We start from the raw sequence: 23,191 nt of genomic DNA on the forward strand, positions 1-23,191 counted from the left end.
GTCGTCCAAACACTTAGCTCTTTGACTATATAGACCGTAGTTTTGTCCTCATGCCCTATAACCAACTGTCTCGTGTTTCCGGCGGGTTACGCCGCTTTATTTTAGTTGCTGCTTGCTCGTTGGGAGTATCCCTGGCGGCTCAGGCTCAGCAAGCTACCACCGTGTTGCGTTTAGCACCCGAGGATGTAAGCCGCGGGCTGAATGGGGCCCAGAAAAACTTCTTTTTCACTACCGGCGCAGGCACTTCTAACGACGATTACCAGAGCGCCGGCTTTTTCGGACAGCGCCTGCGGCCTTACCTGGCCGGCAACCAGGAAGCCCTGGACAACCTGAACCGCTACCGCCGGCAGAAATGGATGTATCTGGCTGAGCGCCTCACGTTTGTGGGCGCAGTAGGCTTGTATGGCCAGCAGGTGCTTGCGCACACTGAGAAAGAGGAATATTTCAACAATACCCAGCAGGTTGCCGTAGGTGTAGCCGCCTTCAGCCTACTAAGCAATGTGCTTATCAGCCGCCACACCAACTCGCACCTGCAGCGGGCTGTTGAGGCGCATAATGCGGGGTTGCCGGCGGCCCGCACTGGTATGCTGCAGCAAATGCGGCCCAGCACAGTGGGGCTAGCGGCCAGCCGTAGCGGGCAGCCGCTGCTCGCACTAAGCTGGAACCTACGCTAACACCTTTCTTGTTTTCCGGATATTCCGGGCCCGTTTTCGGGGCAGCTTCTCTGTAGTGAGCTGCGCACCGAAATACGGGCCCGGAATATTCTTTTTTCACTGTACCACAGCTGGCCGGATGCTGCCAGGAAATAATAGTTGCGTATTTCCTGCTTACGTTTGAGTATGCTTTTCGCCCAGGCCGGCGCAGAGGATCGTCCGGAGCCGGTCTGTTTTTCGTAGGAACCCTACATGGAATACCCGCTGCCCACGGCGGCTCGGCAATACGTTGCCAAGCACCTGCACGATGACCCCGCCCAACTAGCCCTGCAAGCCCGCCGCTACCCCGGTCTGCCCGTCCCCGACCTTATCCGGCAGATTCAGGCCCGCCAGAAAGCCCGCACCAAGCTGCCCGACTGGGCCGAGAATCCGGAGCTTATCTTCCCTCCTACCCTTTCAGTGGAGCAAGCCTCCTCGGCCCGCACAGCTGCTTTTAAAGCCTCACTGGTGAATGGGCAACGCCTGGCCGACTTGACCGGGGGCTTTGGTGTGGATGCGGCTCACTTCGCTGCGTCGGTGCCCGAGGTGCACTATGTGGAGCGCAACGCGGCCTTGGCCGAGGTGGTGCGCTACAACTTGGCCCAGTTGGACATCAGCAATGTGCAGTGCCATACCGGCGACGCCGTGCAGTTTCTGCGCAACACGCCCGATACCTTCGACTGGTTGTACCTGGACCCCGCCCGCCGCGACACGGCCGCCAAAAAGATCTTCCGGTTGCAGGACTGTGAGCCGGACATTCTGCGCCTGATGCCGCTGTTGCTGCACAAAAGCCGCTGTGTACTGCTGAAAACCTCGCCCATGCTCGATATTGAGCAGGCCATTCTGGAGCTGCGGCAGGTGCGGCGGCTGTGGGTGGTGGCGGTGGACAATGAGTGCAAGGAAGTGCTGTATGAGCTGGGCCCTGAACCCGCCATCGACCCCGAGCGGTTCACGGTAAACCTGCTCCGCAACGGGCAACAGCAAGAGTTTCGGTTGAACCGGGCCCGGGAAACCCGCGCCATTGCCCGCTACGCCGAGCCCCGGCAGTACCTCTACGAGCCCAACGTAGCCGTGCTGAAAGCCGGTGCCTTCAAGAGTATTGGTACGGCCTTCGAAATGCTGAAGCTGCACCAGCACAGCCACCTCTACACCTCCGATGCCCTCCGAACCGACTTCCCCGGCCGGATTTTCCGCATCCGGGCAGTAGAGAAGTACGACGGGACGGCCTTGCGCGCCCACCTTGGCCCCGACAACCGCGCCCACGTCACCACCCGTAATTTCCCCGATTCCGTGGCTGAGTTCCGGCACCGCACCGCCATCAAAGAAGGTGGGGAGCTGTACCTATTCGCCACCACCAACCTGGAAGGCAAGCTGATGGTGCTGGTGTGCGAAAAGCTGTACAATGGGGAGTTGGTGGTTTAGTGAGTGTGATGCTCAATTCGCGCAGTTAATGCAAGCAGAACGTCACACTTACTCAATCACCAACTCACCTCTTCACCGCGCCGGGCTGGTCCATTTGCTGCCTCTGATGCGAAAGCGCCAGGGCAGGGCGGCATCCTCCCCGGCATAGTCGATACCCACGCGGGGCGAGGCTAGAATGTCGGCTTCGGCTACTGGCTCGTGGTGGTCTTCCAGCCAGATGGTGTCGCCCGTCAGGTCGAGGCCGTAGTGGGCGGTAGTAATGCCCAGGGCCTGGGTGAGTAGGCCGGGGCCGCCGGTGAGGTTGCGCTGCACCTGCGGCAGCTCCCGGCGCAGCAGCATTTCGGCCGCACCTTTGGTGGGTTCCAGGCCCCGAATCAGCACGGCATCGGCTTTGCCAGCTTCATTGGTGATAATGTTGAATAGAGCGTAGCGGCCGTACACCAAGTACACGTAGGCTACTCCGCCAGGCTGATACATAATTTGGGTGCGGGCTGTGTAGCGGCCCAGGTGAGAGTGACAAGCCTGGTCGTTTTCGTGGGCGTAGGCTTCGGTTTCCGTGATGCGGCCGCCGGTGAGCACCCCACCAATGTGGGTGTATAGGTATTTACCCAGTAGCTCCCGGGCAATCTGCACGGGGTTGGGGCGGCGATAGAAATCCAGAGGAATTATGGACATAGTTCGGCAGCGGTTACGGATGAGTAGCCATCTATACGAGGTATTGCCTACCTTTGCCGCTGTAAAGGTGGCCGGACCCCAATTGCGGGGCGAGGCTGAAAAGGGAATCCGGTTGAAATCCGGAGCTGTCCCCGCAACTGTACGCTTCATGAGTCGGCGCGTCATCACCGGCCACTGTTTCTGCCCCGGCTGCCCCAGCGGCGGCCGTTGAAATGGGAAGGCGACGCGCCCGGAGCAAGCCAGGAGACCTGCCTTTGCAATTCCTATGTTCAGCGCTTTCGGAGGAAGGGCGGAGAATGAAACCAGTGGCGGAGCCCAGGCTGCGCGGAGTACCCTTCTGTTTTCGGCCTCGGCTTCGGGGGTCAGCTGCTAAAAGCCAGCTGAGCAACGAGGTTTTGAACTGAATTTTTCGAGTGCGAAAATTTGGTTCGGAAGATGCGTTTTACGGTTTTAGTGCGTGGTGGCCTGCTGGGCTGGCTGGCTGGCGCGGTGTTGCTGCCTACCTCGGCCGCAGCCCAGACTGCCTCTGATACGGCCCGCGTGCAGCGCCTGCCCACTGTGCGCATTTCCGGCGTGCGGGTAGAGCGGTTTGCCGTAGGAAGCCGCCGCTTCTCCCTCGATTCGCTGGCCCTCACCACCTACCGCACCGGCACGCTGACCGATGTGCTCAGTGCGCGCACGGCCGTCTACCTGAAAAACTACGGCCCCGGCCAGCTGGCTTCTATCACGCTGCGGGGTACCTCGGCCCGGCATACTGCCGTGCTCTGGAACGGCTTCAACATCAACTTACCCAGCTTAGGTGAGGCCGATTTTTCTCTGCTACCCGTCAGCGGTTTTACTCAGGCTGATGTGCAGCTGGGCCCGGCCGCCGCTACCTACGGCAACGGGGCCATTGGGGGCACGGTGCTGCTGTCGTCGGATGCGAAATGGGGGAAAGGCTGGCGCGGCGCAGCCCAAGCCGAGTACGGCAGCTTTGGGCTGGGCGCGGGCACGTTGGAAGCCGCCTTCAGCAACCAGAAAATAGCTGTGCGCACCAGCTTGCTGTACCGGGAAGCTGCCAACAACTTTGTCTACTATACTCAAGAATTCCGGGGCCGCGTGCAGCAGCGCCAGGAAAACGCCGCCCTCCGCCAGGCCAGCCTCAGCCAGGATGTAACCCTGCGCCTGGGCCAGCGCAGCGAAGTGGCACTGGCTGCCTGGCTCACCGATGCCGACCGGCAGATTCAGCCGGGCATTGGCACCAACAACACCCACGCCGAGGAACGGGACCAGAGCCGCCGCCTTACGAGCAGTTACCGCTACGTGAGCCAGCACCACGAGTGGACCGCCCGCACCGCCTGGTTTGAGGATGTGCTCAACTACCGCGACGACGTGAGTGGGCTCAGCGAATCACGAGTACGCACCAGTCAGGCGCAGGCCGAGCACACTTGGAACGTGGCGCCCAATGCCTCGGTGCGGCTGGGAGGCGAGGCGCAGCACTTTGCGGCCCAGGTGGATGGCTACGGCAGTCAGCCCCGCACCGAAAACCGCTACTCCGGCTTTGCCCTGCTCCGCTACGACCCCCGGCCCCGCCTGCGCCTCTCCCTGAACCTGCGCCAAGCCGTGCTACCGGACCGCCGCCCACCCCTCACCCCTACATTGGGAGCGGAGTGGCTGGCCCTGGAAGCAGGGCTGCATACCCTCACGGCCAAAGGCAGCGCCTCCCGCAGCTACCGGGCCCCCACCCTCAACGAGCGATACTGGCGGCCCGGCGGTAACCCCAACTTGTTGCCCGAGGAAAGCCTGGGCTACGAGGGTGGCCTAGTACACACCCTCACGGCGGCCCCGGCCCATTTGCGCCTGCAAACGGAACTGACGGGCTACCGACAACTGGTGGACAACTGGGTGCAATGGACACCGGGAGCCACGTATTGGTCGCCGCGGAACTTACGGCAGGTACGCGCCCAAGGGCTGGAGGCTAGCACCCAATTAGGTTGGCAGCCGGGAGCCTACCACCTACAGACGCGAGCCAGCTACGGCTTTACACAGTCGGTGAAAACGCAGGGCGTGGCTTCTGACGCTGACCCGGTGGGGCGGCAGCTGCCCTTTGTGCCCCTGCACACAGCCGCCTTCAGCACCGACCACACCTGGCACGGCTGGCAGCTCAGCACCACGCTCACGTTTACTGGCTACCGCTACACCGATGCTTCCGCCACGGATTATCTGCCCAGCTACTGGCTGCTGAATGCCGCGCTGGGCCGCACCTTGGCCGTACGGCCCGACTGGCGCCTGCAGGTGCTGGCCCAGGGCTATAACCTCTCCAACACCGCCTACCAAAGCTACCAGAACCGCGCCATGCCGCTACGTAGCGGCAGCCTGAGTTTGCGGGTGCTGTGGCGCTAACCTCCCGACATTTTTTCTACCTGTTTTTCTACTATGAAGCATTCCTCTCCTTTCGCCAGCCTGAGTAGCCGCCTGCTGCTAGGCAGCGCCACCGCCCTGGGCCTGCTGGCCTGCGACCCAAACGACAACCCTCAGCCGGTTGAGCAGCCCATCGTAACCAGCACCGTGTTCGTGGTGAACGAAGGCAATTTCCTGCGCTCCAACGCCGATATCAGCCTATTCAGCAAAGCCAGCGGCACGGTAACCAACAAAGCCCTGTTCAGTGCGGCCAACGGCAAAGCCCTTGGCGACATCGCCCAGAGCATGGCCATTCAGGATAGTCTGGGCTACATTGTGGTGAACAACAGCAATAAGCTGGAAGTAGTATCCTTGGCCAAGTTTCGGTCGAAAGGTACAGTGACGGGCCTGAAGCTGCCGCGCTATTTCGCACCGGTTTCCTCAACGAAAGGCTACGTTACGGAAACCGTGAAGTACGACGGCTCCAATGGGCAGGTATCGGTTATTAACCTCACAACCAACACTGTTACCAAAACTATTGCCGTGGGGGTAGAACCCGAGCAACTGCTGGTGGCCGGCTCCCGCCTGTACGTAACCAACAGCGGCGGCAATACGGTAACGGTTATTAATACCACCACTGATGCCGTGGAAGGCACCATTACGGTGGGCGACTCGCCCAACAGCCTGGCTCAGGACCGGGACGGCAACGTATGGGTGCTGAGCGGGGGCAAAGGGGTATACAATCCTAATTTCTCTTTGTTGACCAAAGGCAGCCTCGCTAAAATTGTACCCGGCCAGCTTACCGCCACTTCCCGGGAGTTTGATTCCAACCAAAGCTCTCCGGGGCGCCTGACTATTAACGGCGCCAAAAACCAGCTGTACTACACCTACAAAGGAGGAGTGTACACGCTTGGCACCGCCGACGCGGCCCTGCCCACTACCCCGCTTATCCGGCGCAGCTTCTACGGCTTAGGCGTTGACCCCCAGGACGGCACAATTTACGGTGCCCGGGCCTCCTTCACGACCACCGATAAGGTAATTCGTTACCGCACCACCGGCGCGCCCATCGATTCGTTTACCGTAGGTGTGGGCCCCAACGGATTCGTTTTTTACTAGTCCTGTTTTTCTGAGCTTTGAAAACCCTGATGCTGCTTCCACGGCATCAACAAAAAGGCCCGTAACCATGGTTACGGGCCTTTTTGTTGGCATCTGGTTCAGGAGCCGACTAGTCAGCCAGGCCGTCGTTGTTACGGTCTTTCCGGTCAGTGGCGGCTTCGTATTGCTGGCGGCCAGTGGGGCCGGCGGCAGTGTCGCGCGCCATGCCCGAGGTAGCTGAATCAGCCGCTACCGAGGCGTTTTGATGCCGGGCCGGGTCGAGGCTTTTTTCGGAGCCGCGCTCCACGTTGGTATCTCCGCTGTCGGAACCCGTGTTGCAGGCCGATACGGAGGAAACAAGCAGGGCGGCTACGGCCAAGGAGCGAAAAGCAAGAAGCGTTTTCATACGTCTGGGGGAAGTTGGAGGAGCAGTAAACTATTTGGGCTGTACGGCTGACCGCCGCCCTGGTTTTTACGTACTAAGTTTTGAGCTTTTCCTACCGCAACCATTTCGCCACAACTCAGTCTATTTTGCTCCCATGCTTCACGCCGACCCATAGCTGGCCCCGTCTATACCCTTCCCCGGTTTGTATGCGGCCAACGGTTATCTTTGCTTGTCTGGACCTGCTTACATGACCCGAGCTACCACTTCCCGATTTACCCCGTCCCACCCGTTCCTGCGGAAAACAGCCTGGCTGGCTGGCAGTAGCGCCTTACTGGCTTTGCTACTGGTTGCGTATCTGTACGGAGTTCAGGACCAGTTCTTCGGTCGATTCTTTGGCGCTTTTTTCGTATTTTTCTGGCTACTGGCTGTTACTTTTCTGGGAGTAGTTCCTTTCGTGAATTGGGCAGCCGCCAACTGGTTTGGGAAGCAATGGGCTGAGGACGCGCCAACCGTGCGCCGCACCAAGCCCGCCGCTTCTCCACCACCAACCCGTACATCCACGCGTACCGCACCGCGGTTGAAATCAACTCAACATCCGTGAAAACGACGCTCCTCCACATCAAAAACATGGTTTGCCCACGCTGCATTGATGCCGTGCGCAACCTTCTCGAACAAGCTGGCTACCGCCCCACTGACATTACGTTGGGCCAGGCGCAGCTCGACCAAAGTACTCCCGCCGACCCCGTATCCGTGGCACCTATGCTGCGCGAAGCCGGCTTCGATGTAATTATGGGCCGGGCCGACCAGCTGACGGAACAAATCAAGACGGCCTTGGTGGAATACCTGGAGCACCTGCGCACAGCGCGCATGCCCTTGACTACTTCGGCCTTCCTCACCGACCGTTTTGCGGCCACCTACTCTCATCTGAGCAAGGTATTCTCGCGCACGGCTAACCTCACCATTGAGAAATACCTTATCCGGCTGAAAATTGAGCGGGTGAAGGAAATGCTCAGCTACAATGAAATGACGCTCAGCGAAATTGCCGAGCACATGCGCTACAGCTCTGGTCAGCACCTGAGCAACCAGTTCCGGCAGGTTACTGGCCACTCCGTGAGCGAATTTCGCCGGGACCTGATGCCTCGCCGCCTCTCGTTGGACCAACTGGCCTAGCCAGCAGACGTCGTTCTTGAAAAGCAGGCCGTTCAGCAGTAGCTGAGCGGCCTGCTGCCGTTATGGGCACACAATCGTACGTAATCGGCCCGGGTTGTGTATAACTGCAAGGGCCGTGCGGCAGTATTGTTGCGTAGTTGTTCGCTCCACAGTAATACAGTAATACGGCTGCCTATGCGCTCCTTTCTTCTTTTTCCGCTCGGGCTTAGCCTGCTGGCTGCCCGGCCAGCCCACAGCCAGCACCAGCACCACCAACCTACCCCGGCCGCTGATACCACGCGCCGCCCGGCTCCCGCCAACCCCAGCCAGCACGCCGGTCATGACATGGGTATGCCCGGCACGGCCCTTCCTGATACTACCCGGCAGGCTCGTTCCGGTGCTCAGCACGCTGGTCACGACATGAGCGGCATGCAGCATGGGGGCAGTATGGCAGGTATAGAGCCGATGACCCACGCCTACTCGCGCAGCTTGCCCATGAACCGCAACGGGTCCGGCACTGCCTGGAACCCCGACAATACACCCATGTTTATGTGGATGCACCACAAGGGCGCCTGGATGGTGATGAACCACGGGGCCGTTAATGTGCGCTATACGCGCCAGAACATTGGGCGCGGCAGCGGGCAGCGGGGCGGTAGCACCTTCGATGCGCCCAACTGGTTTATGACCATGGCCCAACGCCCCCTTGGGCAGAAGGGGCTGCTCAACCTCACGGCCATGGTGTCCCTCGACCCGCTGACGGAGGGCGGCAACGGCTACCCGCTGCTGTTTCAGAGTGGGGAGGCCTACAAAGGCCGCCCGCTGGTAGACCGTCAGCACCCTCACGACCTGCTGTCAGCCCTGAGCGTGGCCTACACCCACGCCATTTCGGAGGATGTGGATGTGACGGCCTATTTGGGCTACCCCGGTGAGCCGGCTATTGGGCCAGTAGCCTTCATGCACCGGATTTCCGCCATGCCCAACCCCGATGCGGCGCTGGGTCACCACTGGCAGGACGCCACGCACATCACCTTCGGCGTGGCTACGCTGGGCGTGCGTTACAAGCAGTTCCGGCTGGAGGGCTCCAACTTCACGGGCCGGGAGCCGGATGAGCACCGCTACGGCTTTGACCGGCCCCGGGCCGACTCCTGGGCCGGCCGCCTGAGCTGGAACCCCACCGGGGCATTGGCGTTGCAGGTTTCGCGCGCCTACATTAAGCGCCCCGAGGAGTTGCACCCCGACGAGGATGTGAAGCGCACCACGGCCTCCGTTATCCAGAGCAGCCAGTGGGGTGAGTACCGTTTCATCACCTCGGCCCTGGTGTGGGGCCTGAACCAGCACGTGGAGGCCGATGGGCACAGCCACGGCGCGGCCTCGCACTCGGTGCTGGCTGAAACCAACGTGCAGCTAGGCAAGCCCGCCGTGTACGGCCGCTACGAGTTTGTGCAGAAATCCAACGAGGAGCTGCAGATTCCGCTGTTCGGCCCGGCCGATGAGCCCCTCACCGCCCAGTACAACGTGCACGCCCTCACCCTGGGTGCCAACTACCGCGTGGCCCAGCTGGCCCGCACCGACCTTACGCTGGGTGCCCAGGCCACCGTATACCGCCCCGACCAGGATATGCGCTTCTACTACGGTTCCACGCCCGTGTCGGCGCAGGTGTACCTGCGGCTGAACCCTTCGTTGATGCGGATGAATGGGCGGTAGGGACCTCACCCCCCGGCCCCCTCTCCTCGGGGAGAGGGGGTGAGTTCTTGAGTCGGCAATAAGACACCAATCGTTAATTGTCTGGCTCCCCCTTCGCCGCTTGATGCGCGGAATCCGAGGAGAGGGGGCCGGGGGGTGAGGTCACACAAGACCCCTACCTTTGCGGGCACCTTTGCCGCCGGTTGGCGGTTGTTGTCCCCGTGTCGTCTTCTGCCCAGCCCCGCATCCTGCTCATTACCCCGCCGCTCACGCAGCTGAATACGCCCTACCCGGCCACGGCCTACCTCAAGGGTTTTCTGGGCGGGCGGGGCTACCACGTCACCCAGGCCGATTTGGGCTTGGAGTTGGTATTGCAGCTGTTTTCGCGGGCAGGGTTGGCGCGGGTGTTTGCCGAAATTGAGGCCGGCGGCTTCGAGCTGAGCGACAATGCCCGGCGGATGCTGCGGCTCAAGAACAGCTACCTGAGCACGGTGGAGCCGGTTATTCGATTTCTGCAGAACAAGGACAACACCCTGGCCCCGCGCATCTGCCACAGCCGGTTTCTGCCCGAAGCCAGCCGCTTTGATAACGTGGCCGACCTAGAAACGGCCTTCGGTACGATGGGCCTCACCGACCAGGCCCGCCACCTGGCCACGCTCTACCTCGAAGACCTGGCCGACCTGATCAAGGAAACGGTGGGCCCGCAGTTCGGCTTTTCGCGCTACGCCGAGAAGCTGGCTATGTCGGCCACCTCGTTTGATGCCCTGCACGAAGCCCTGCACGCCGCCCCCAACCTGCTCGACCGGATGCTGCTGGAGCTACTGGACAAGCTGCTGGCACGCGCCCAGCCCGACATTGTGGGGTTCACGGTACCCTTCCCCGGCAACCTGTACGGAGCACTGCGGCTGGCCCAGCACGTGAAACAGACCCGGCCCGGCACCTACACCAGCATGGGTGGCGGCTACCCCAACACCGAGCTGCGGACCATTCGGGAGCCCCGCTTCTTCGACTACATCGACTTCCTGACGCTGGATGATGGTGAAGGGCCGTGGCTGCGGCTGCTGGAAGCGTTGAGCGGTCAACAAAACCGTCATGCTCTATCTGGCGTCCGCCTTTCCGAAGCATCTCTACCGCTGACTAATCAATTTCAAGGCAACGAAGCGGTAGAGATGCTTCGACAAGGCGGACGCCAGATGGAGCATGACGTTCTTTTCCAACCCATACCTACTCACCGCCTTCAACGCACCTTTCTGCGCAACGCGACGGGCGAGGTCGAGTACGTCAACCATCCTTCGCCGGATATTCCGCACCCGGAAGTGGGCACGCCGGACTATTCGGATTTGCCGCTGACGGAGTATTTGTCGGTGATAGAGGTGCTGAACCCCATGCACCGGCTCTGGAGCGACGGGCGCTGGAACAAGCTAACTATTGCCCACGGCTGCTACTGGAAGCGGTGCTCCTTCTGCGACGTGACGCTGGACTACATCTCGCGCTACGAAACGGCCCCGGCCACGCTGCTGGTGGACCGCATCGAGCAGATTATTGCCCAGACCGGGCAGACCGGGTTTCACTTCGTGGATGAGGCCGCCCCGCCCCTGGCCCTGCGCGACCTAGCCGTGGAACTGCTGAAACGGCGCGTGAGCATTACCTGGTGGGGTAATATTCGCTTCGAGAAAACCTTCACGCCTGACCTGTGCCGGCTGTTGGCCGCCAGCGGCTGCATTGCCGTGAGCGGAGGGCTGGAAGTGGCTTCCGACCGCCTGTTGGCTCTCATGGAAAAAGGCGTGACCATTGCCCAGGTGGCCCGCGTGACGGATGGCTTTACCCAGGCGGGCATTATGGTGCATGCCTACCTGATGTATGGTTTTCCCACCCAAACCGCCCAGGAAACCGTGGACTCCCTGGAAGTAGTGCGCCAGCTGTTTCAGGCCGGCATTGTGCAGAGCGGCTACTGGCACCGGTTTTCGATGACGGCCCACTCACCGGTGGGCAAAAACCCGGCAAAGTACCAGGTGGCCGCCGTAGGCCCCGAGCCCGGGGCCTTTGCCTGGAATGACCTGTGGCACGACGACCCCACCGGCACCGACCACGAGCAGTTCGGCCCCGGCCTGGCCAAAGCCCTCTACAACTACTTGCACAGCGTGGCGCTACAGGAGCCGCTCAGCTTCTGGTTTGATTTCCGGGTACCCAAAACCACCGTACCCCGCCACCTCATCAGCCAGGCCCTGCAGGAACCCGGCAAACCGGACGCCAGTCGCCCCAACAGTCGGCTGTTCTGGCTGGGCAACGCGCCCGAGCTGCGCTACGAGCCGGGCCGCAAAGGGCAGCGGGCCGTGCTTACATTTTATGAGCAGGCGGAGGATTTTGAGGTTACCGTACCGGCCACCCTCGGCCCCTGGTTGCACGCCCTCTTGACTGGCCTAGCCAACGACTACGATACTAAAGTCTTGGTTAAAGATGCCGCCGCTTCCTACCCTAGCGGCGGCCAGCCCTGGGAGCAGTTTCTGGTATCGGCGGGTTGGCAGTTGCTGCGCGAGAAGGGGCTACTGGTACTGTAGTCTACCCGTGTTATTGCTGTTGCAGCCATTGCACTAGGCCTGGCCAGTATCCGGCAGCGGGTTGGGGCCACTGCCACTGCCCATCAGGGCGGCTGCGCCCGGGCAGCAGAAAGTCGGAGGTGGCGCCCGGGAACACCCGTACGTAGGTACCTTGGCGCTGGCCCAGTGCCGTGCGCAGGCGCCGCGCACTCACTGGCACCTGCGCGGCCGTATCCAGGGCCGCATACAGCCCCAGAACCGGAATTCGTTGCTGGTTAAATACTTGGTAGGGCCGTCCGTCCTCGCGGGTGATAACCGGCACGCCTTCCAGCACGGCAAAAGCCGGTGAGGGTTGCTGCCGGGCGGCGGCGGCCACGGCCAGCCCTCCGGTTGCGCGGCCCCAGTAGCCCACCTTGCTGGAATCAATGCCAGCCTGGCGACGCACTGCTGCCAGAGCTGCCGCCCCCTCCATGCCAGCCACCGAATCGGGGGCAGAGGCAGGGAGAGGAACTACTACCGCAGCTACCCCATGCCGGGCCAGGTAAGTGGCACGCTGTGCCGCCGCCGCTGCTGTGGCCGGAGTTGCCAAAAGCACCAGGGCCGGATGTTGGGGCAGGGTATCGTCGGGTAGCAGCAGCCGTAGCCGCTGGGCGCTGCCTAGCGCTTGCTCCCGGAAGCCACGCGGAGCAGCCTCGCCCCGCCGGGCCCACACAAAATCAGCCTGCAGGCTGTCCCAGGTTAGTACTCCCCGCAAAAAATCACCCTCGCGTACGGCCTGTATTCCAATGCCCCCGCCAGCACTAGCTTGCTCCAGGCGCAGTTGAGGAGCCTGGTAGCTGGTGCGGGTAGCGGCGAAGCCCAAGCCGGGCAACTGGGGAAAGTCAATTTCAGCCTCCAGTTTGCCTGGGCTAACCTCCCGCAGCTCCATTGTCACCCGCAGCTCACTGCCTTGGTAGGTAATGGGGCCCTCGTAGTGACCAGTAGGTGGTGGTACCGTTGCTGCTTCCTCCGAGCCGGGGTTGCCGGAACAGGCAGTCACCAGTTCCAGGCCGGCGCCAATCAGCCCCCAACATGCCACAAGGCGCAACAACCGGGTAAGATGCAGATGCAACAAGCAAGTGGGGCTAGGGTGAGGAAGGAGCCGTTCGAGCGGCGAATATAGCCGGCTAGTTTAAAGGCCTTTACGCAGAATCAAGTCCCGCTGCACATCCGAGCCGATGGTAAATGTGTGCTCCCCGGCCGGCTTGAAACCAAACCGCTGGTAAAATTCCCGGGCCCGCTCGTTTTTCTCCCATACGCCCAGCACCACTGCCCGGCACCCCTGCTGGCGGGCTTCCTCTATGGCCCGCCGCATCAGGGCTGCACCCAGGCCAGTGCCAATCCAGTCCTCCTCCACGTACAGCCGCTCAATTTCCAAGCGCTTTTCGGGTGTTTTGGCCGGGTCGAGACCCAGACTAGAATCTACGTTGAGTTTGGCGTAGCCTACTACCTGCTGCACCAGTTGAGCTAACAGGAATACCGTGTTGGGGTCCTGGAGCTCCGCCAGCTGGAGTTCCTGACCAAAGGTAGCGGCCTCGTAGGCGGCCATATCCTCCGGGCGGTTTTGGGTGGCATAGGTGGCATGGAACAGGCGCTGACCCAGTTCGGCCAGTTGCGCGGCGGTAGCGGCAGTGCGCTTGGCCACGAGTATTTGGAGCGGAGACGACATAATCTGGATACCCCTATCTGAGTGGGCCCGCAAAGGTAGTGCGGTTTAATCCACGGTATCGTTACCGCGCCGCTCACGCCAGCCGTAGCGCAGCATCATCACCGCTCCAACCAGCATAATCAGGTAAATAACTAGTTGAGTGGAGGCAACAGCATCGGCCCCGAGACGCTGGTATGTATCGTATACCACGTACAGCCGCAGCGCGACGCCCAATAGCAGCAGAAATCCGGCAAGCAAAAACAGCAACCCAACCAAACGGCGGGTGGTGGGAGGAAGTGGCCAAGCCATAGGAAAGCAGATGTGAGGTACGCACGCGAACCAACGCGCCGGAAAAGCCAGGGAAATATACAGCCCCCAAGTTAGGCGGTCAGATCCTACTGCCTTCCGATACGCAAGCAGTTGGATTTTGATTTTCTGCCCGTACTTTTGCTTTACTTCAGAAGCGGGAGTAGCTCAGTTGGTAGAGCATCAGCTTCCCAAGCTGAGGGTCGCGAGTTCGAGCCTCGTTTCCCGCTCACTGTAAATCAGCCATCCGGACCCAGGTCTGGGTGGCTGATTTGCGTTTGGTGCTGGTGTTTAGCGGCGGTTCCGGCCGTGTGTGTGTTGCTTAGCCACGCAATGCGGCGCAGAGCGGTTATGGGCTTGTTTGGGCACGGCAGTACTATGGTGGTTGCCCCTGGCTAGCCTGAACAGCAGAATTATCCTTCGTTTTTTAGGTATAAATCCGGGCGCTTTTTGCGGGAAATACGGCGTCCGCTCTCTGCCTGTAACAGGTATACAAGGACTAAGCTTGCCAGCTGTTACCGTGCCTAGCGGTGACAAGTGAGGCAGTTAAGCCACTGCCAGGCTGTAAGCAGGGCAGTGGTTATTCGGCAACGAAATCCTTGGGAATGAAAGACGTAGAAATTTGGGGCGGAGTAGAATGCACCTGTCGGCGAATAGGAGACTCGTATTCGGATCAACTTACGCGCAGTGGCCACCGCACCCGAATTTCGGACCTGGACCGGTTTGCGGAACTGGGGCTGCGCACGTTGCGCTACCCGGTGCTCTGGGAACACGTTGCCCCCACCAGCCTCGCCCAGCCCGACTGGCGCTGGTCTGATAAGCGCTTGGCCCGGCTACAGGCGTTGCGCATTGAGCCCATTGTAGGACTGGTACACCACGGCAGCGGGCCCCGCTACACGGCCCTCCACCAGCCAAGCTTTGCCACTGGGCTAGCCCGCTACGCAGGGTTGGTAGCCCGGCGCTACCCGTGGGTACGCTTTTACACCCCCGTTAATGAGCCCCTCACCACCGCCCGTTTCAGCGGGCTGTATGGGTTATGGTATCCGCACGGCACCAGTGACGAGGTATTCGTGCGAGTGCTTTACAACCAGGTGCTGGCAACCAAGCTGGCTATGCAGGCTATTCGGGAGGTGAACCCAGCAGCCCAACTGGTGCAAACCGAGGACCTGGGCCAGGCCCACAGTACCCCGGCCCTCAGGGCTCAAGCTGAGTTTCAAAATCACCGCCGCTGGCTGAGCTTTGACTTACTGAGCGGTAGCGTTACGCCACAGCACCCGCTGTGGCGCTACCTCCGCCACCACGGCCTGAGCGTAACCGAGCTGGATGTGCTCCGGGCATCTCCCCTCCCCCCAGATATTCTGGGGCTCAACTATTACGCTACCAGTGAGCGGTTTCTGGATGAGCGAGTAGCGCGTTACCCCGGCCGCAGCGTGGCACCGGCCCACAAAGGAATGCCCGCTTACGTGGACGTGGAGGCACTACGGGTACCCGAAGCCCAGGTGGAAGGCCTGGAAAGCTTACTGCGCCAAGCCTGGACACGCTACCGCCGGCCCCTGGCCGTCACCGAATCACACTTGGGGTGCACCCGCGAAGAGCAGATGCGCTGGTTGCAACAGGCCTGGGAGGCTGTCAACCGCCTAAGCCATAGTGGGGTGGATGTGCGCGGCCTCACGGTTTGGTCGCTGCTGGGAGCCTATGACTGGAGTAACCTACTCACCCACGATGGAGCCTCCTACGAAAGCGGGGTGTTTGATATGCGGGGCGGGTACCCCCGGCCCACGGCGCTATTCAAGATGGTGCAAAACCTAGCCCGCCACGGCCACCACACCCACCCGGTGCTGAAGGGCGCGGGCTGGTGGCAGCGCCCCAGCCGTTTTTACCCTCTTGCCTAATCCGTCAGCTATGAAAACTGCTCCATCAACTACCCTGCCGCCTCTGCTTATTACGGGCAGCAACGGCACCCTGGGCCGCGCATTCCGACTTATCTGCCGCATTCGGGGGCTGGAAGCTGTTAGCCTAGACCGGGCGGCCCTGGATATCACCAGCGCCGACGCTATTGAGGAGGCGTTGCGCACCTATCAGCCCTGGGCGGTGGTGAATGCGGCGGGCTACGTGCGGGTAGATGCGGCCGAGGACGAGCCCAGCTCCTGCTATCAGCAGAACACAACTGGCCCTTCCTTGCTGGCGCAGGCGTGCGCCGCGCACGGTGTAGCCCTGCTCACGTTTTCGTCGGATTTAGTTTTTGATGGGAAGCAGCGTCGGGCCTACCTGGAAAATGACCTGGCCCGCCCCCTTAATGTGTATGGAAACAGCAAGCTCCTGGCCGAACAGGCAGTTTTAGCGCAGCACCCCAAGGCGCTAGTGGTGCGTACCAGCTCGTTTTTTGGGGCCTGGGACGAGCATAACTTTGTGCACCATGCCCTGGCTGCTGCCCGGCAAGGCCAGGCTTTCCCCGCCGCCGACAATGTCGTCATCACCCCCACCTACGTACCTGACTTGGTGAACACCTCCCTCGACTTGCTTCTGGACGAGGAAAGAGGCATCTGGCACTTAACCAACGAGGGAACCTATACCTGGGCCGAGCTGGCACGCCTGGCCGTGGCAACGGCCGGCCTGGATACGGCTTGCGTGGTGCCTCAACCGGTAGCCGCCTTCGGCTGGGCAGCCCCGCGCCCGGGCTTCAGTGCATTAGGCAGCAACCAGGGCATACTGCTGCCCAGCGTGGAAAGTGGCCTGCACCGCTACCTGGCCGACGCGCAGCTGCTGCTATCCGCCAATCCGCCGGCTTTCCTGCTCGGTTAGCGTTTCCGCATCGAGCATTCAGTTGCTTTCCAGCTGGTCATCTATCCGCTGGCTGGCACACCCATTCGGCCTTGGCTGGTTAGGGATAATGCCTTGGGAAGCTTATCGATAAGCTCCCGCAGCCTGCCAGAAGGATGTAGGGCCAACCATGAAGTGGGCAAACGAGGGCAGAGCACTGGGCGCATCCCGTAGCTCACACACTTCCTGCCAGCTTAGCTCGCCCGCTACGTAGCGCTGGTACAGGTTGCGCACATGAGTCGGTATCCGGGTTCTTGGGGAGGCAGTGAGAGCCACCAACTGCTTTAGGATGCGCGCACGCTGCTGAGTTGTTTGAGCAGCCGGGCCAAATTTGTCGTTGTATAGCATAGGTAGCAGCAAATTCTGACAACACAAATTTACGCTTTGGGCCTACCGCAACGGCTCCGCGGAAAAACGTAATTACGATGGAATAACTACGTAAATAGTCTGTATAGCAGCAGCTTACTTATGCTCTACATGTGACAGATAACTTCACAGCGGCTTCGCTACACCACCGGGCTTGACCAGTGGCAGCAGGGCCATTTATTAGAGGCTGAGAAGTTGGGCCAGAACCTGCATGAGCGAGGCGAGCTTGGCTGGTAGGCGCCGTTGCGGCCGCCAAAACGGACTAGCTAAACTAGCCGAAAAAACACGGATTTCAGCCTGGTTTACTACGTATTTCAATGCTCTGTACTGGGCCTTGGGCGTCAGCAGATACCATTATCAAATAGATTACAACTATCTATTTATCAAAACCATACCTAGAAACAACAACCCCCACTTACTGCGGCTTAGGCTGCGCAAGCGGTGCTAACGCCGGACCCTAGCAAGCGTATGGAATACCCCAGCCAGCTGGCTTTCGGCCGTTGGCTACTTTCCATTATTTCACCCTTTTGCCCTTGTTGTATGTTCGATAAACTAGAAACCCTCGACGACCTGTTCGAAATGCAGCTCAAAGACCTGTACAGTGCCGAAACCCAGCTGGTAAAAGCCCTGCCCCTGATGGCCGAAAAAGCCAAGGACGGCCGCCTGCGGGCTGGTTTCACCAAGCACCTGCACGAAACCGAGAAGCAAGTACAGCGCCTGGAGCGCATCGGGCAGGCCCTGGACCTGAAGTTAGATGGCCATACCTGCAAAGCCATGGCCGGGCTTATTGCCGAGGGCCAGGAAACGATGTCGGAGCGGGCTACCGACGAGGTAATGGACGCCGCCTTGATTGCCGCTGCCCAGCGCATCGAGCACTACGAAATATCAGGCTACGGCACGGCGGCTCACTATGCCAAGCGCCTGGGCCAGGCGGAAGCCGCCGAATTGCTGCGCCAAACGCTGGAGGAAGAGCAAAACACCGATACCAAGCTCAACGACCTAGCCATCAATTACCTCAACGGCAAAGCCGAATAAACTGCCCTGGTTGTTTAGTGACAACCGCCAAAACCAGCAATGCCCGTGTTGAGCGGGCATTGCTGGTTATAGGGTGGCTGCGCTGCTGTGCCTTCTACCGTTGCTGTACCACTGCCCGAATGAAAGCCTGTGTTTCCGATGCTGCCGCGGCCACCGCTCTGGTGCGGCGGCGGCTAAACTCCTTGCGGCACCTGGATGTGCGCCGGTATTCCATTGATGAACTCGCGGAACGGTTGCGGGAGCTTTTGGAAGGGCAGCCCCTGCGCTGCCTGGAGTTTGCCCCAGGCCTGCTACTGTACCGGGGTGTGCCGCGGGCCGAGCCTCCGCTTTGGTTAAGCGAGGTATCGTACCCCCCGGCCGAGCGGGTGCAGTACGACCAGCGGGCCAACCGGGCCGGAACTCCCATGTTTTACTGCAGCGCGACTTGGCACCCGCCATTTTTCGAGGCCAACGTACGGCCCGGCGACAACATTGTGATTACGCGCTGGCAAACCCAACAGCCCCTGCGCATCCTCAGCTTTGGCTACGCCGATACTTGCTCCGACGACCCGCACACCAACCGTGACCGGGCCTTGCGCCAGGCCTTGCAGCGCCTCCCGGCTCCGGCCCGGGAGGTAGCCACCTTCCTGACGGGAGCCTTCACGCGGGCCGTTACCGATGCGGACCGCCACTATTACCGCCTATCCATTGCCATTGCCGAAGCCTGCCAGTTGGGCCACGCCTTCGATGGCCTCCTGTATCCGTCGGCGGCCATGACTTCGCCGGCCCACAACGTAGCCCTCCACCCCAGCTGCCTGGATACGGGCAAGCTGGCCCTGCATTATGTGGAGCACCTGCGCGTCAACCACGTATCCTCCGACACCGAGACGCTGGATGTGCAGTCGTTGGCAATTGCCCACGGGGCCGATGCGGAAGGCCGCCTGCGCTGGCGAGGCTAGGCCGGCAACTGGGTACTGCGCGAAAACGCCACGGCTACCAACTGTTGGCTGCAGGAGGGCAAATGGTGCGAGCCGTAGCCAGCCGGGGCAGCAACCACTCCATTTTTACGTGTTTACCACTTCTAAATCAGTATGTAACGCAGGGCCAAGGCACGTATAATGAAGGCGGGTATCGATGCCTGCCTGCGCCGCAGCGGCCGGATACTCTCAGCTTACCACGCGTACTATTTCCCAATCAACCTGCTTTCTGAGCTATGAACCAGACTACCGCCTCCGCTCCGCAAACCGACCACTGGTCGGGCCCGGTACTTACTTCCCTGAAAAACGCTGGCAGCAAAACGTCGGCGGGCTTCAGCAAACTCAGCACCACCCAGAAAGTGGTGGGTGGTGCGCTGTTGGCCTTGGGTGTGGGGTACTTGGTCCGCAGCAAAGGCGGCAGCAAAACCTCCTCCACCGCCGACACTCTCAACGAGCTGCTGTACTTCGTGAACGACCGGATTGCGGGGTATGAGCGGGCCGTGGCCGAAAGCCAAAACCCGGAGCTGCGCGGTTACTACAAACAGCTGGTTAGCCAAAGCCAGCAGTTTTCCACAGACCTGAATACCTACCTCAGCCGGGAAGGCAAGGGCCGCCAAACCAGCACCACGCTGAAAGGCAAGCTATACCGCCGTTGGATGGACACCCAGGCAGCCCTGACCGGCAGTGACGAAAAGGCCATTCTCGGGGCTAACATTTACGGGGAGGAATGGGCACTGAAAGCGTACCAGGAAGCCTTGGCCGACCCCCAACTCACGGGCGTAATCCGGCGGACGGTGGAGCGCCAGTACGAGTTGTCGCAGAACACCTACCGCCGCCTGAAAAACCTGGAAGTTAGTCAGTAGCATAGGCTGCCAGTATGAGCCCCGCCGGGAGTGTCTTCTCAGTGAGATGCGCCCGGCGGGGCTTATTGCTGGGGGCCCGGTTAGTGTACGCACCGTTGTTTCTATGCGTCATCCTATTCTATTACTAGTCCTGCTGCTTTTACTGGGCCTACCAGTGCAGGTCCGAACGGTAGTGGGGCCCCGGGAGCGGAACCGTCAGTACCCGCGTACTAGTCCGCCAACTCAATGACCCGTGGGGAGTGACAGTAGGCCCGGGTAAATTTCTGTGGAGTACCGTAGTCAAAGGCTACCCTGTAAGCCGGCCAGGCTCCGCTACCGGCGCCCGAACTACCTTGCTGGGTGTGAGCAAGCAAAACTTTGATAGCCAACTAGTTAAGAACAATCCTCTGGATAGAAACGTGCTTTACAGAATGAATTCTGAATGCAATTCTTTCTGTAACAATTATTTGTCAATAATTCATAGTTGTGCTATTCCGTATAAATCCGGAGCAGAGTGTGGAGGTAGCAGCCGTAAAATCAGTATTTTCTATCTGGCCACAGTTGAGCGGGACGCCGTTATACTGGGCATGATGTTGTCCCGTCCTACCTTCGCTATGAATCCTGAACTCCACTTTGCCGACGTGGTAGTAGTCCCACCTCGCTCGGCACTGGCTTTCACCATCCGCTACTCCCCGGAAACCCCGGCCTACCAGGAACTGGTGCTGGAAGATGCCTCCGGGGTACTGGCCCACTGGGTTATTTCGCAACCCGTCAAGCGGCTGTCTAAGCGCCCCGTATTGCTGTGGCTGCTTACTACCTCGCCGCCCTCCAGCCCCCTGGTGTGCCTGGAAACCGGTACTGTGCAGTCGGCCCCTACTGCCTCGGGCACTACCCTCAACCTGCGCCGGGAGCTGACCCAGGGCACCCTACGGCTCAGCTTCAGCGGAAATTTGTTGCGTGGCCATTACCGTCTGCATTGCCTGCCGGCAGGGTGTGGACAATTGTGGCAGCTTACCCCCATCAGCCGCGTATGAGCCAGTATGCCCTTGTACTGCACGGCGGCGCCGTGACGATGGAACCCAGCAAGCTGACCCCGGAAGAAGAAGCCCAGCAGCGCCAAGGCCTCCAGGAAGCCTTGCAGGCCGGCTGGCAGATTCTGCACGACGGCGGCACGGCCCTGGATGCAGTGGAAGCTGCCGTACGCTCCTTAGAAAACAATGAGCACTTCAATGCCGGCCGGGGCAGCGGCCTTACCCGCCAGGGTGAGGTGGAAATGGACGCCGCCATTATGGATGGGCGCACCCTGCAAGCCGGGGCCGTGAGTGGGGTAAAGTACGTGCAGAACCCCATCAGCCTAGCTCGGAAGGTAATTGCCAACAGTCCCCACGTCTGCCTATCGGGGGAAGGTGCCCTGGAGCTGGCCCTGGAGTGCGGCCTGCCCCTGCAGCCCCCTAGCTACTTCCAAACCGGGAAAACCCGGCAGGAGTGGCTGGAAATCATGCAGCGGAACCCGGCAGCTCCCGCCAGCCACGATACGGTGGGAGCCGTAGCCCTCGACCAAGCCGGCAACCTGGCCGTGGCCACCAGCACAGGCGGCCTGGAGGGCCAATCAAAGGGCCGTGTTGGCGACAGTCCGGTGCTAGGTGGGGGTACGTACGCCAGCAACGAAGCCTGCGCGGTATCCTGCACCGGCGACGGGGAGGTAATACTGCGCGGAGCCCTGGCTCATGAGGTATACGCGCTGGTAAAGTACAGCCGCCTGCCCCTGAATGAAGCCTGCCAAGCAGCCGTGCACCTGCGCGACGAAGAACTGCGCGGTGATAAGGGCATAATTGGGGTTGACCCTCAGGGTAACATTGCACTGGAATTTAATACCAACGTAATGCGCCGAGCCTACCGCGTGGGCACGGATAAGCCCTACGTGGCTATTTGGCGGAACGAATAGCGCCGCCAAATAGCCACGTAATTACGTGTTTTGCCGACCCGCAAATCCGTATTTCTAGCGGATCCTGGCCGCTAATAGCGCCGTAAAACCACCTGAGTCCATCCTTGCAGAACATAGTTGTATCAATGGACTGGGAACGGCACAGGCTCCTACAGGGCTTAATGCCCTCCCACACGTCAACGCCCACGTTTCCTGTCAGCCGCCTATGGCCAGCAGAAGCGTGGGCGCTGATTATACTCCCTTCTTCTCCCTATGCCTACTACCTCACCCCGGCCCAAGGGCCGTTTGCTCGCCATCGGCGGCCACGAACAGCGCGACGCGTCTGACCAGAAAAGCGCTAGCACTGAAACTTCGCCCGATTTTATTCTGCAGCGCTTTGCAGAAGAGTTGAAAGGCTCCCGCACCGTTGTCGTTATTCCGGCGGCATCTGAGGAACCGGAAGAAGCCGCTAAAAGCTACCTGGAAGCGTTTTCAGCCCTGGGCATTGAGAGCGTAGAGGTGCTCGATATCCGGGACCGGAACCAGGCCAACAGCCCCGAAGCGCTGGAAGTTATCAGCCGGGCCGATGGCGTGATGATTACCGGCGGCGACCAGCTGCGCCTTACCTCCCTGCTTGGGGGCACCCGGCTGCTGCACCGCCTCACGGAGCGCTATTACCAGGAGCCCATCATCATTGCTGGTACTAGTGCCGGCGCTACGGCCATGAGCACGCCCATGATTTACCAGGGCCGCAACGACGCCGGGTTTGTAAAGGACGAGATTCACATTACCACCGGCCTGCAATTGCTGCGCGACGTGGCCATCGACACCCACTTTATTGCCCGCGGCCGCATTGTGCGCATGGCCCAGATTATTGCCACCAACCCCGGCTGCATTGGCCTGGGGCTGGAAGAGGATACGGCCGTACTCGTGCACCGAGGCTCGGAGCTGGAGGTAGTTGGCAATGGCATTGTAGTGCTGCTGGATGGGCACAACTGTACCGGCAACACCATTGCGGAGATAGAGCCCGGGGAGGTTTTCTCCATCCGCGACCTGCGCCTGCACCTGCTCTCCAAGGGCCAGCGGTTTACCCTGCCGGGCTTCAACGAGGAGGCCTAACCTTGGTCCACCAACTCACCCTGTTAGGTGGCCAGTATGCGACGCCCCGCGTGTTGCGTGTCGGCCTGCTGGCTCCGGCCAAAAACGTCTGCTAACTATTTGCTACAGCACAACCCCTC

The 23,191-nt window shown here is 60.7% G+C and carries 21 protein-coding genes, 1 tRNA gene and 1 riboswitch; of the genes, 16 read left to right on the plus strand and 6 right to left on the minus strand.

Features of this window, described 5'->3' with window-relative positions:
- Nucleotides 1–50: 50 nt before the first annotated feature.
- Complete coding sequence (locus ABIB60_RS03775) at nucleotides 51–674, plus strand: hypothetical protein (RefSeq protein WP_354577835.1); 624 nt, start codon at nucleotides 51–53, stop codon at nucleotides 672–674.
- Nucleotides 675–905: 231 nt separating this feature from the next.
- On the plus strand, nucleotides 906–2,114 hold the full coding sequence (locus ABIB60_RS03780; protein ID WP_354577836.1) for a THUMP-like domain-containing protein: 1,209 nt from the start codon (nucleotides 906–908) through the stop codon (nucleotides 2,112–2,114).
- A gap of 72 nt (nucleotides 2,115–2,186) precedes the next feature.
- On the opposite strand, the gene ABIB60_RS03785 is transcribed toward ABIB60_RS03780, so the two are convergent.
- Nucleotides 2,187–2,789 carry a DNA-3-methyladenine glycosylase gene (locus ABIB60_RS03785; RefSeq protein ID WP_354577837.1) on the minus strand — a complete coding sequence of 201 codons (603 nt, stop codon included), beginning with the start codon at nucleotides 2,787–2,789 and terminating at the stop codon, nucleotides 2,187–2,189.
- A gap of 48 nt (nucleotides 2,790–2,837) precedes the next feature.
- Nucleotides 2,838–3,059: riboswitch (cobalamin riboswitch) on the plus strand.
- A gap of 165 nt (nucleotides 3,060–3,224) precedes the next feature.
- Here ABIB60_RS03785 and ABIB60_RS03790 point away from each other — a divergent pair.
- Both ABIB60_RS03790 and ABIB60_RS03795 read left to right on the plus strand, forming a co-directional pair.
- Nucleotides 3,225–5,171, plus strand: coding sequence for a TonB-dependent receptor plug domain-containing protein (locus ABIB60_RS03790; protein WP_354577838.1), 1,947 nt, complete (start codon nucleotides 3,225–3,227; stop codon nucleotides 5,169–5,171).
- A 33-nt stretch (nucleotides 5,172–5,204) separates the two neighbouring features.
- Complete coding sequence (locus ABIB60_RS03795; protein ID WP_354577840.1) at nucleotides 5,205–6,284, plus strand: DUF5074 domain-containing protein; 1,080 nt, start codon at nucleotides 5,205–5,207, stop codon at nucleotides 6,282–6,284.
- A 109-nt stretch (nucleotides 6,285–6,393) separates the two neighbouring features.
- Here ABIB60_RS03795 and ABIB60_RS03800 read toward each other — a convergent pair whose 3' ends face one another.
- On the minus strand, nucleotides 6,394–6,669 hold the full coding sequence (locus tag ABIB60_RS03800) for a hypothetical protein (protein ID WP_354577842.1): 276 nt from the start codon (nucleotides 6,667–6,669) through the stop codon (nucleotides 6,394–6,396).
- 576 nt (nucleotides 6,670–7,245) lie between these two features.
- On the opposite strand from ABIB60_RS03800, the gene ABIB60_RS03805 reads away from it, so the two are divergent.
- The 3 genes from ABIB60_RS03805 (at nucleotide 7,246) to ABIB60_RS03815 (ending at nucleotide 12,038) form a co-directional block, all read left to right on the plus strand.
- On the plus strand, nucleotides 7,246–7,818 hold the full coding sequence (locus ABIB60_RS03805; RefSeq protein WP_354577843.1) for a helix-turn-helix domain-containing protein: 573 nt from the start codon (nucleotides 7,246–7,248) through the stop codon (nucleotides 7,816–7,818).
- Nucleotides 7,819–7,992: 174 nt separating this feature from the next.
- Nucleotides 7,993–9,501 carry a hypothetical protein gene (locus tag ABIB60_RS03810; RefSeq protein ID WP_354577844.1) on the plus strand — a complete coding sequence of 503 codons (1,509 nt, stop codon included), beginning with the start codon at nucleotides 7,993–7,995 and terminating at the stop codon, nucleotides 9,499–9,501.
- A gap of 200 nt (nucleotides 9,502–9,701) precedes the next feature.
- Nucleotides 9,702–12,038 carry a B12-binding domain-containing radical SAM protein gene (locus ABIB60_RS03815; protein WP_354577845.1) on the plus strand — a complete coding sequence of 779 codons (2,337 nt, stop codon included), beginning with the start codon at nucleotides 9,702–9,704 and terminating at the stop codon, nucleotides 12,036–12,038.
- Between the two features lie 10 nt (nucleotides 12,039–12,048).
- Here ABIB60_RS03815 and ABIB60_RS03820 read toward each other — a convergent pair whose 3' ends face one another.
- Genes ABIB60_RS03820 through ABIB60_RS03830 form a run of 3 tightly spaced genes read right to left on the minus strand, consistent with a single transcriptional unit; the run spans nucleotide 12,049 to nucleotide 14,013 of the window.
- Nucleotides 12,049–13,131, minus strand: coding sequence for a dienelactone hydrolase family protein (locus tag ABIB60_RS03820; protein WP_354577847.1), 1,083 nt, complete (start codon nucleotides 13,129–13,131; stop codon nucleotides 12,049–12,051).
- A 57-nt stretch (nucleotides 13,132–13,188) separates the two neighbouring features.
- Entirely contained in the window at nucleotides 13,189–13,725 is a 537-nt protein-coding gene (locus ABIB60_RS03825; RefSeq protein ID WP_354577848.1) for a GNAT family N-acetyltransferase, read from the minus strand.
- 45 nt (nucleotides 13,726–13,770) lie between these two features.
- The gene (locus ABIB60_RS03830) at nucleotides 13,771–14,013 is read right to left on the minus strand and encodes a hypothetical protein (RefSeq protein ID WP_354577849.1); all 243 of its coding nucleotides are present in this window, start codon (nucleotides 14,011–14,013) and stop codon (nucleotides 13,771–13,773) included.
- Nucleotides 14,014–14,167: 154 nt separating this feature from the next.
- Between ABIB60_RS03830 and ABIB60_RS03835 the strand changes: the two genes are divergently transcribed.
- The 3 genes from ABIB60_RS03835 to ABIB60_RS03845 all read left to right on the plus strand — a co-directional run bounded on the left by ABIB60_RS03835 (nucleotide 14,168) and on the right by ABIB60_RS03845 (nucleotide 16,812).
- Nucleotides 14,168–14,240 (plus strand) — tRNA-Gly (locus ABIB60_RS03835).
- Between the two features lie 375 nt (nucleotides 14,241–14,615).
- Nucleotides 14,616–15,902, plus strand: a complete 1,287-nt coding sequence (locus ABIB60_RS03840) for a family 1 glycosylhydrolase (protein WP_354577850.1) — start codon at nucleotides 14,616–14,618, stop codon at nucleotides 15,900–15,902.
- A gap of 10 nt (nucleotides 15,903–15,912) precedes the next feature.
- Nucleotides 15,913–16,812, plus strand: coding sequence for an SDR family oxidoreductase (locus ABIB60_RS03845; RefSeq protein ID WP_354577852.1), 900 nt, complete (start codon nucleotides 15,913–15,915; stop codon nucleotides 16,810–16,812).
- 102 nt (nucleotides 16,813–16,914) lie between these two features.
- Here ABIB60_RS03845 and ABIB60_RS03850 read toward each other — a convergent pair whose 3' ends face one another.
- A complete protein-coding gene (locus tag ABIB60_RS03850) occupies nucleotides 16,915–17,178 on the minus strand; it encodes a hypothetical protein (protein WP_354577854.1) in 264 nt (87 codons plus the stop codon).
- A 558-nt stretch (nucleotides 17,179–17,736) separates the two neighbouring features.
- Here ABIB60_RS03850 and ABIB60_RS03855 point away from each other — a divergent pair.
- From ABIB60_RS03855 to ABIB60_RS03880, 6 genes are all read left to right on the plus strand, one after another.
- Nucleotides 17,737–18,231 (plus strand): YciE/YciF ferroxidase family protein, encoded by a 495-nt coding sequence (locus tag ABIB60_RS03855; protein WP_354577856.1) that lies wholly within the window; start codon nucleotides 17,737–17,739, stop codon nucleotides 18,229–18,231.
- A 119-nt stretch (nucleotides 18,232–18,350) separates the two neighbouring features.
- A complete protein-coding gene (locus tag ABIB60_RS03860) occupies nucleotides 18,351–19,169 on the plus strand; it encodes an RES domain-containing protein (RefSeq protein ID WP_354577857.1) in 819 nt (272 codons plus the stop codon).
- Nucleotides 19,170–19,423: 254 nt separating this feature from the next.
- Complete coding sequence (locus ABIB60_RS03865) at nucleotides 19,424–20,050, plus strand: ferritin-like domain-containing protein (RefSeq protein WP_354577858.1); 627 nt, start codon at nucleotides 19,424–19,426, stop codon at nucleotides 20,048–20,050.
- Nucleotides 20,051–20,643: 593 nt separating this feature from the next.
- Nucleotides 20,644–21,063: a hypothetical protein gene (locus ABIB60_RS03870; protein WP_354577859.1), complete on the plus strand. Its 420-nt coding sequence runs from the start codon at nucleotides 20,644–20,646 to the stop codon at nucleotides 21,061–21,063.
- Nucleotides 21,060–21,974, plus strand: coding sequence for an isoaspartyl peptidase/L-asparaginase family protein (locus ABIB60_RS03875; protein ID WP_354577860.1), 915 nt, complete (start codon nucleotides 21,060–21,062; stop codon nucleotides 21,972–21,974). Before ABIB60_RS03870 ends, ABIB60_RS03875 begins: the two co-directional genes overlap by 4 nt.
- 252 nt (nucleotides 21,975–22,226) lie before the next feature.
- A complete protein-coding gene (locus ABIB60_RS03880) occupies nucleotides 22,227–23,072 on the plus strand; it encodes a cyanophycinase (RefSeq protein ID WP_354577861.1) in 846 nt (281 codons plus the stop codon).
- The last annotated feature ends 119 nt before the right edge of the window (nucleotides 23,073–23,191 follow it).

This window comes from Hymenobacter sp. UYP22 (genome assembly GCF_040547285.1).
GTDB lineage: Bacteria > Bacteroidota > Bacteroidia > Cytophagales > Hymenobacteraceae > Hymenobacter.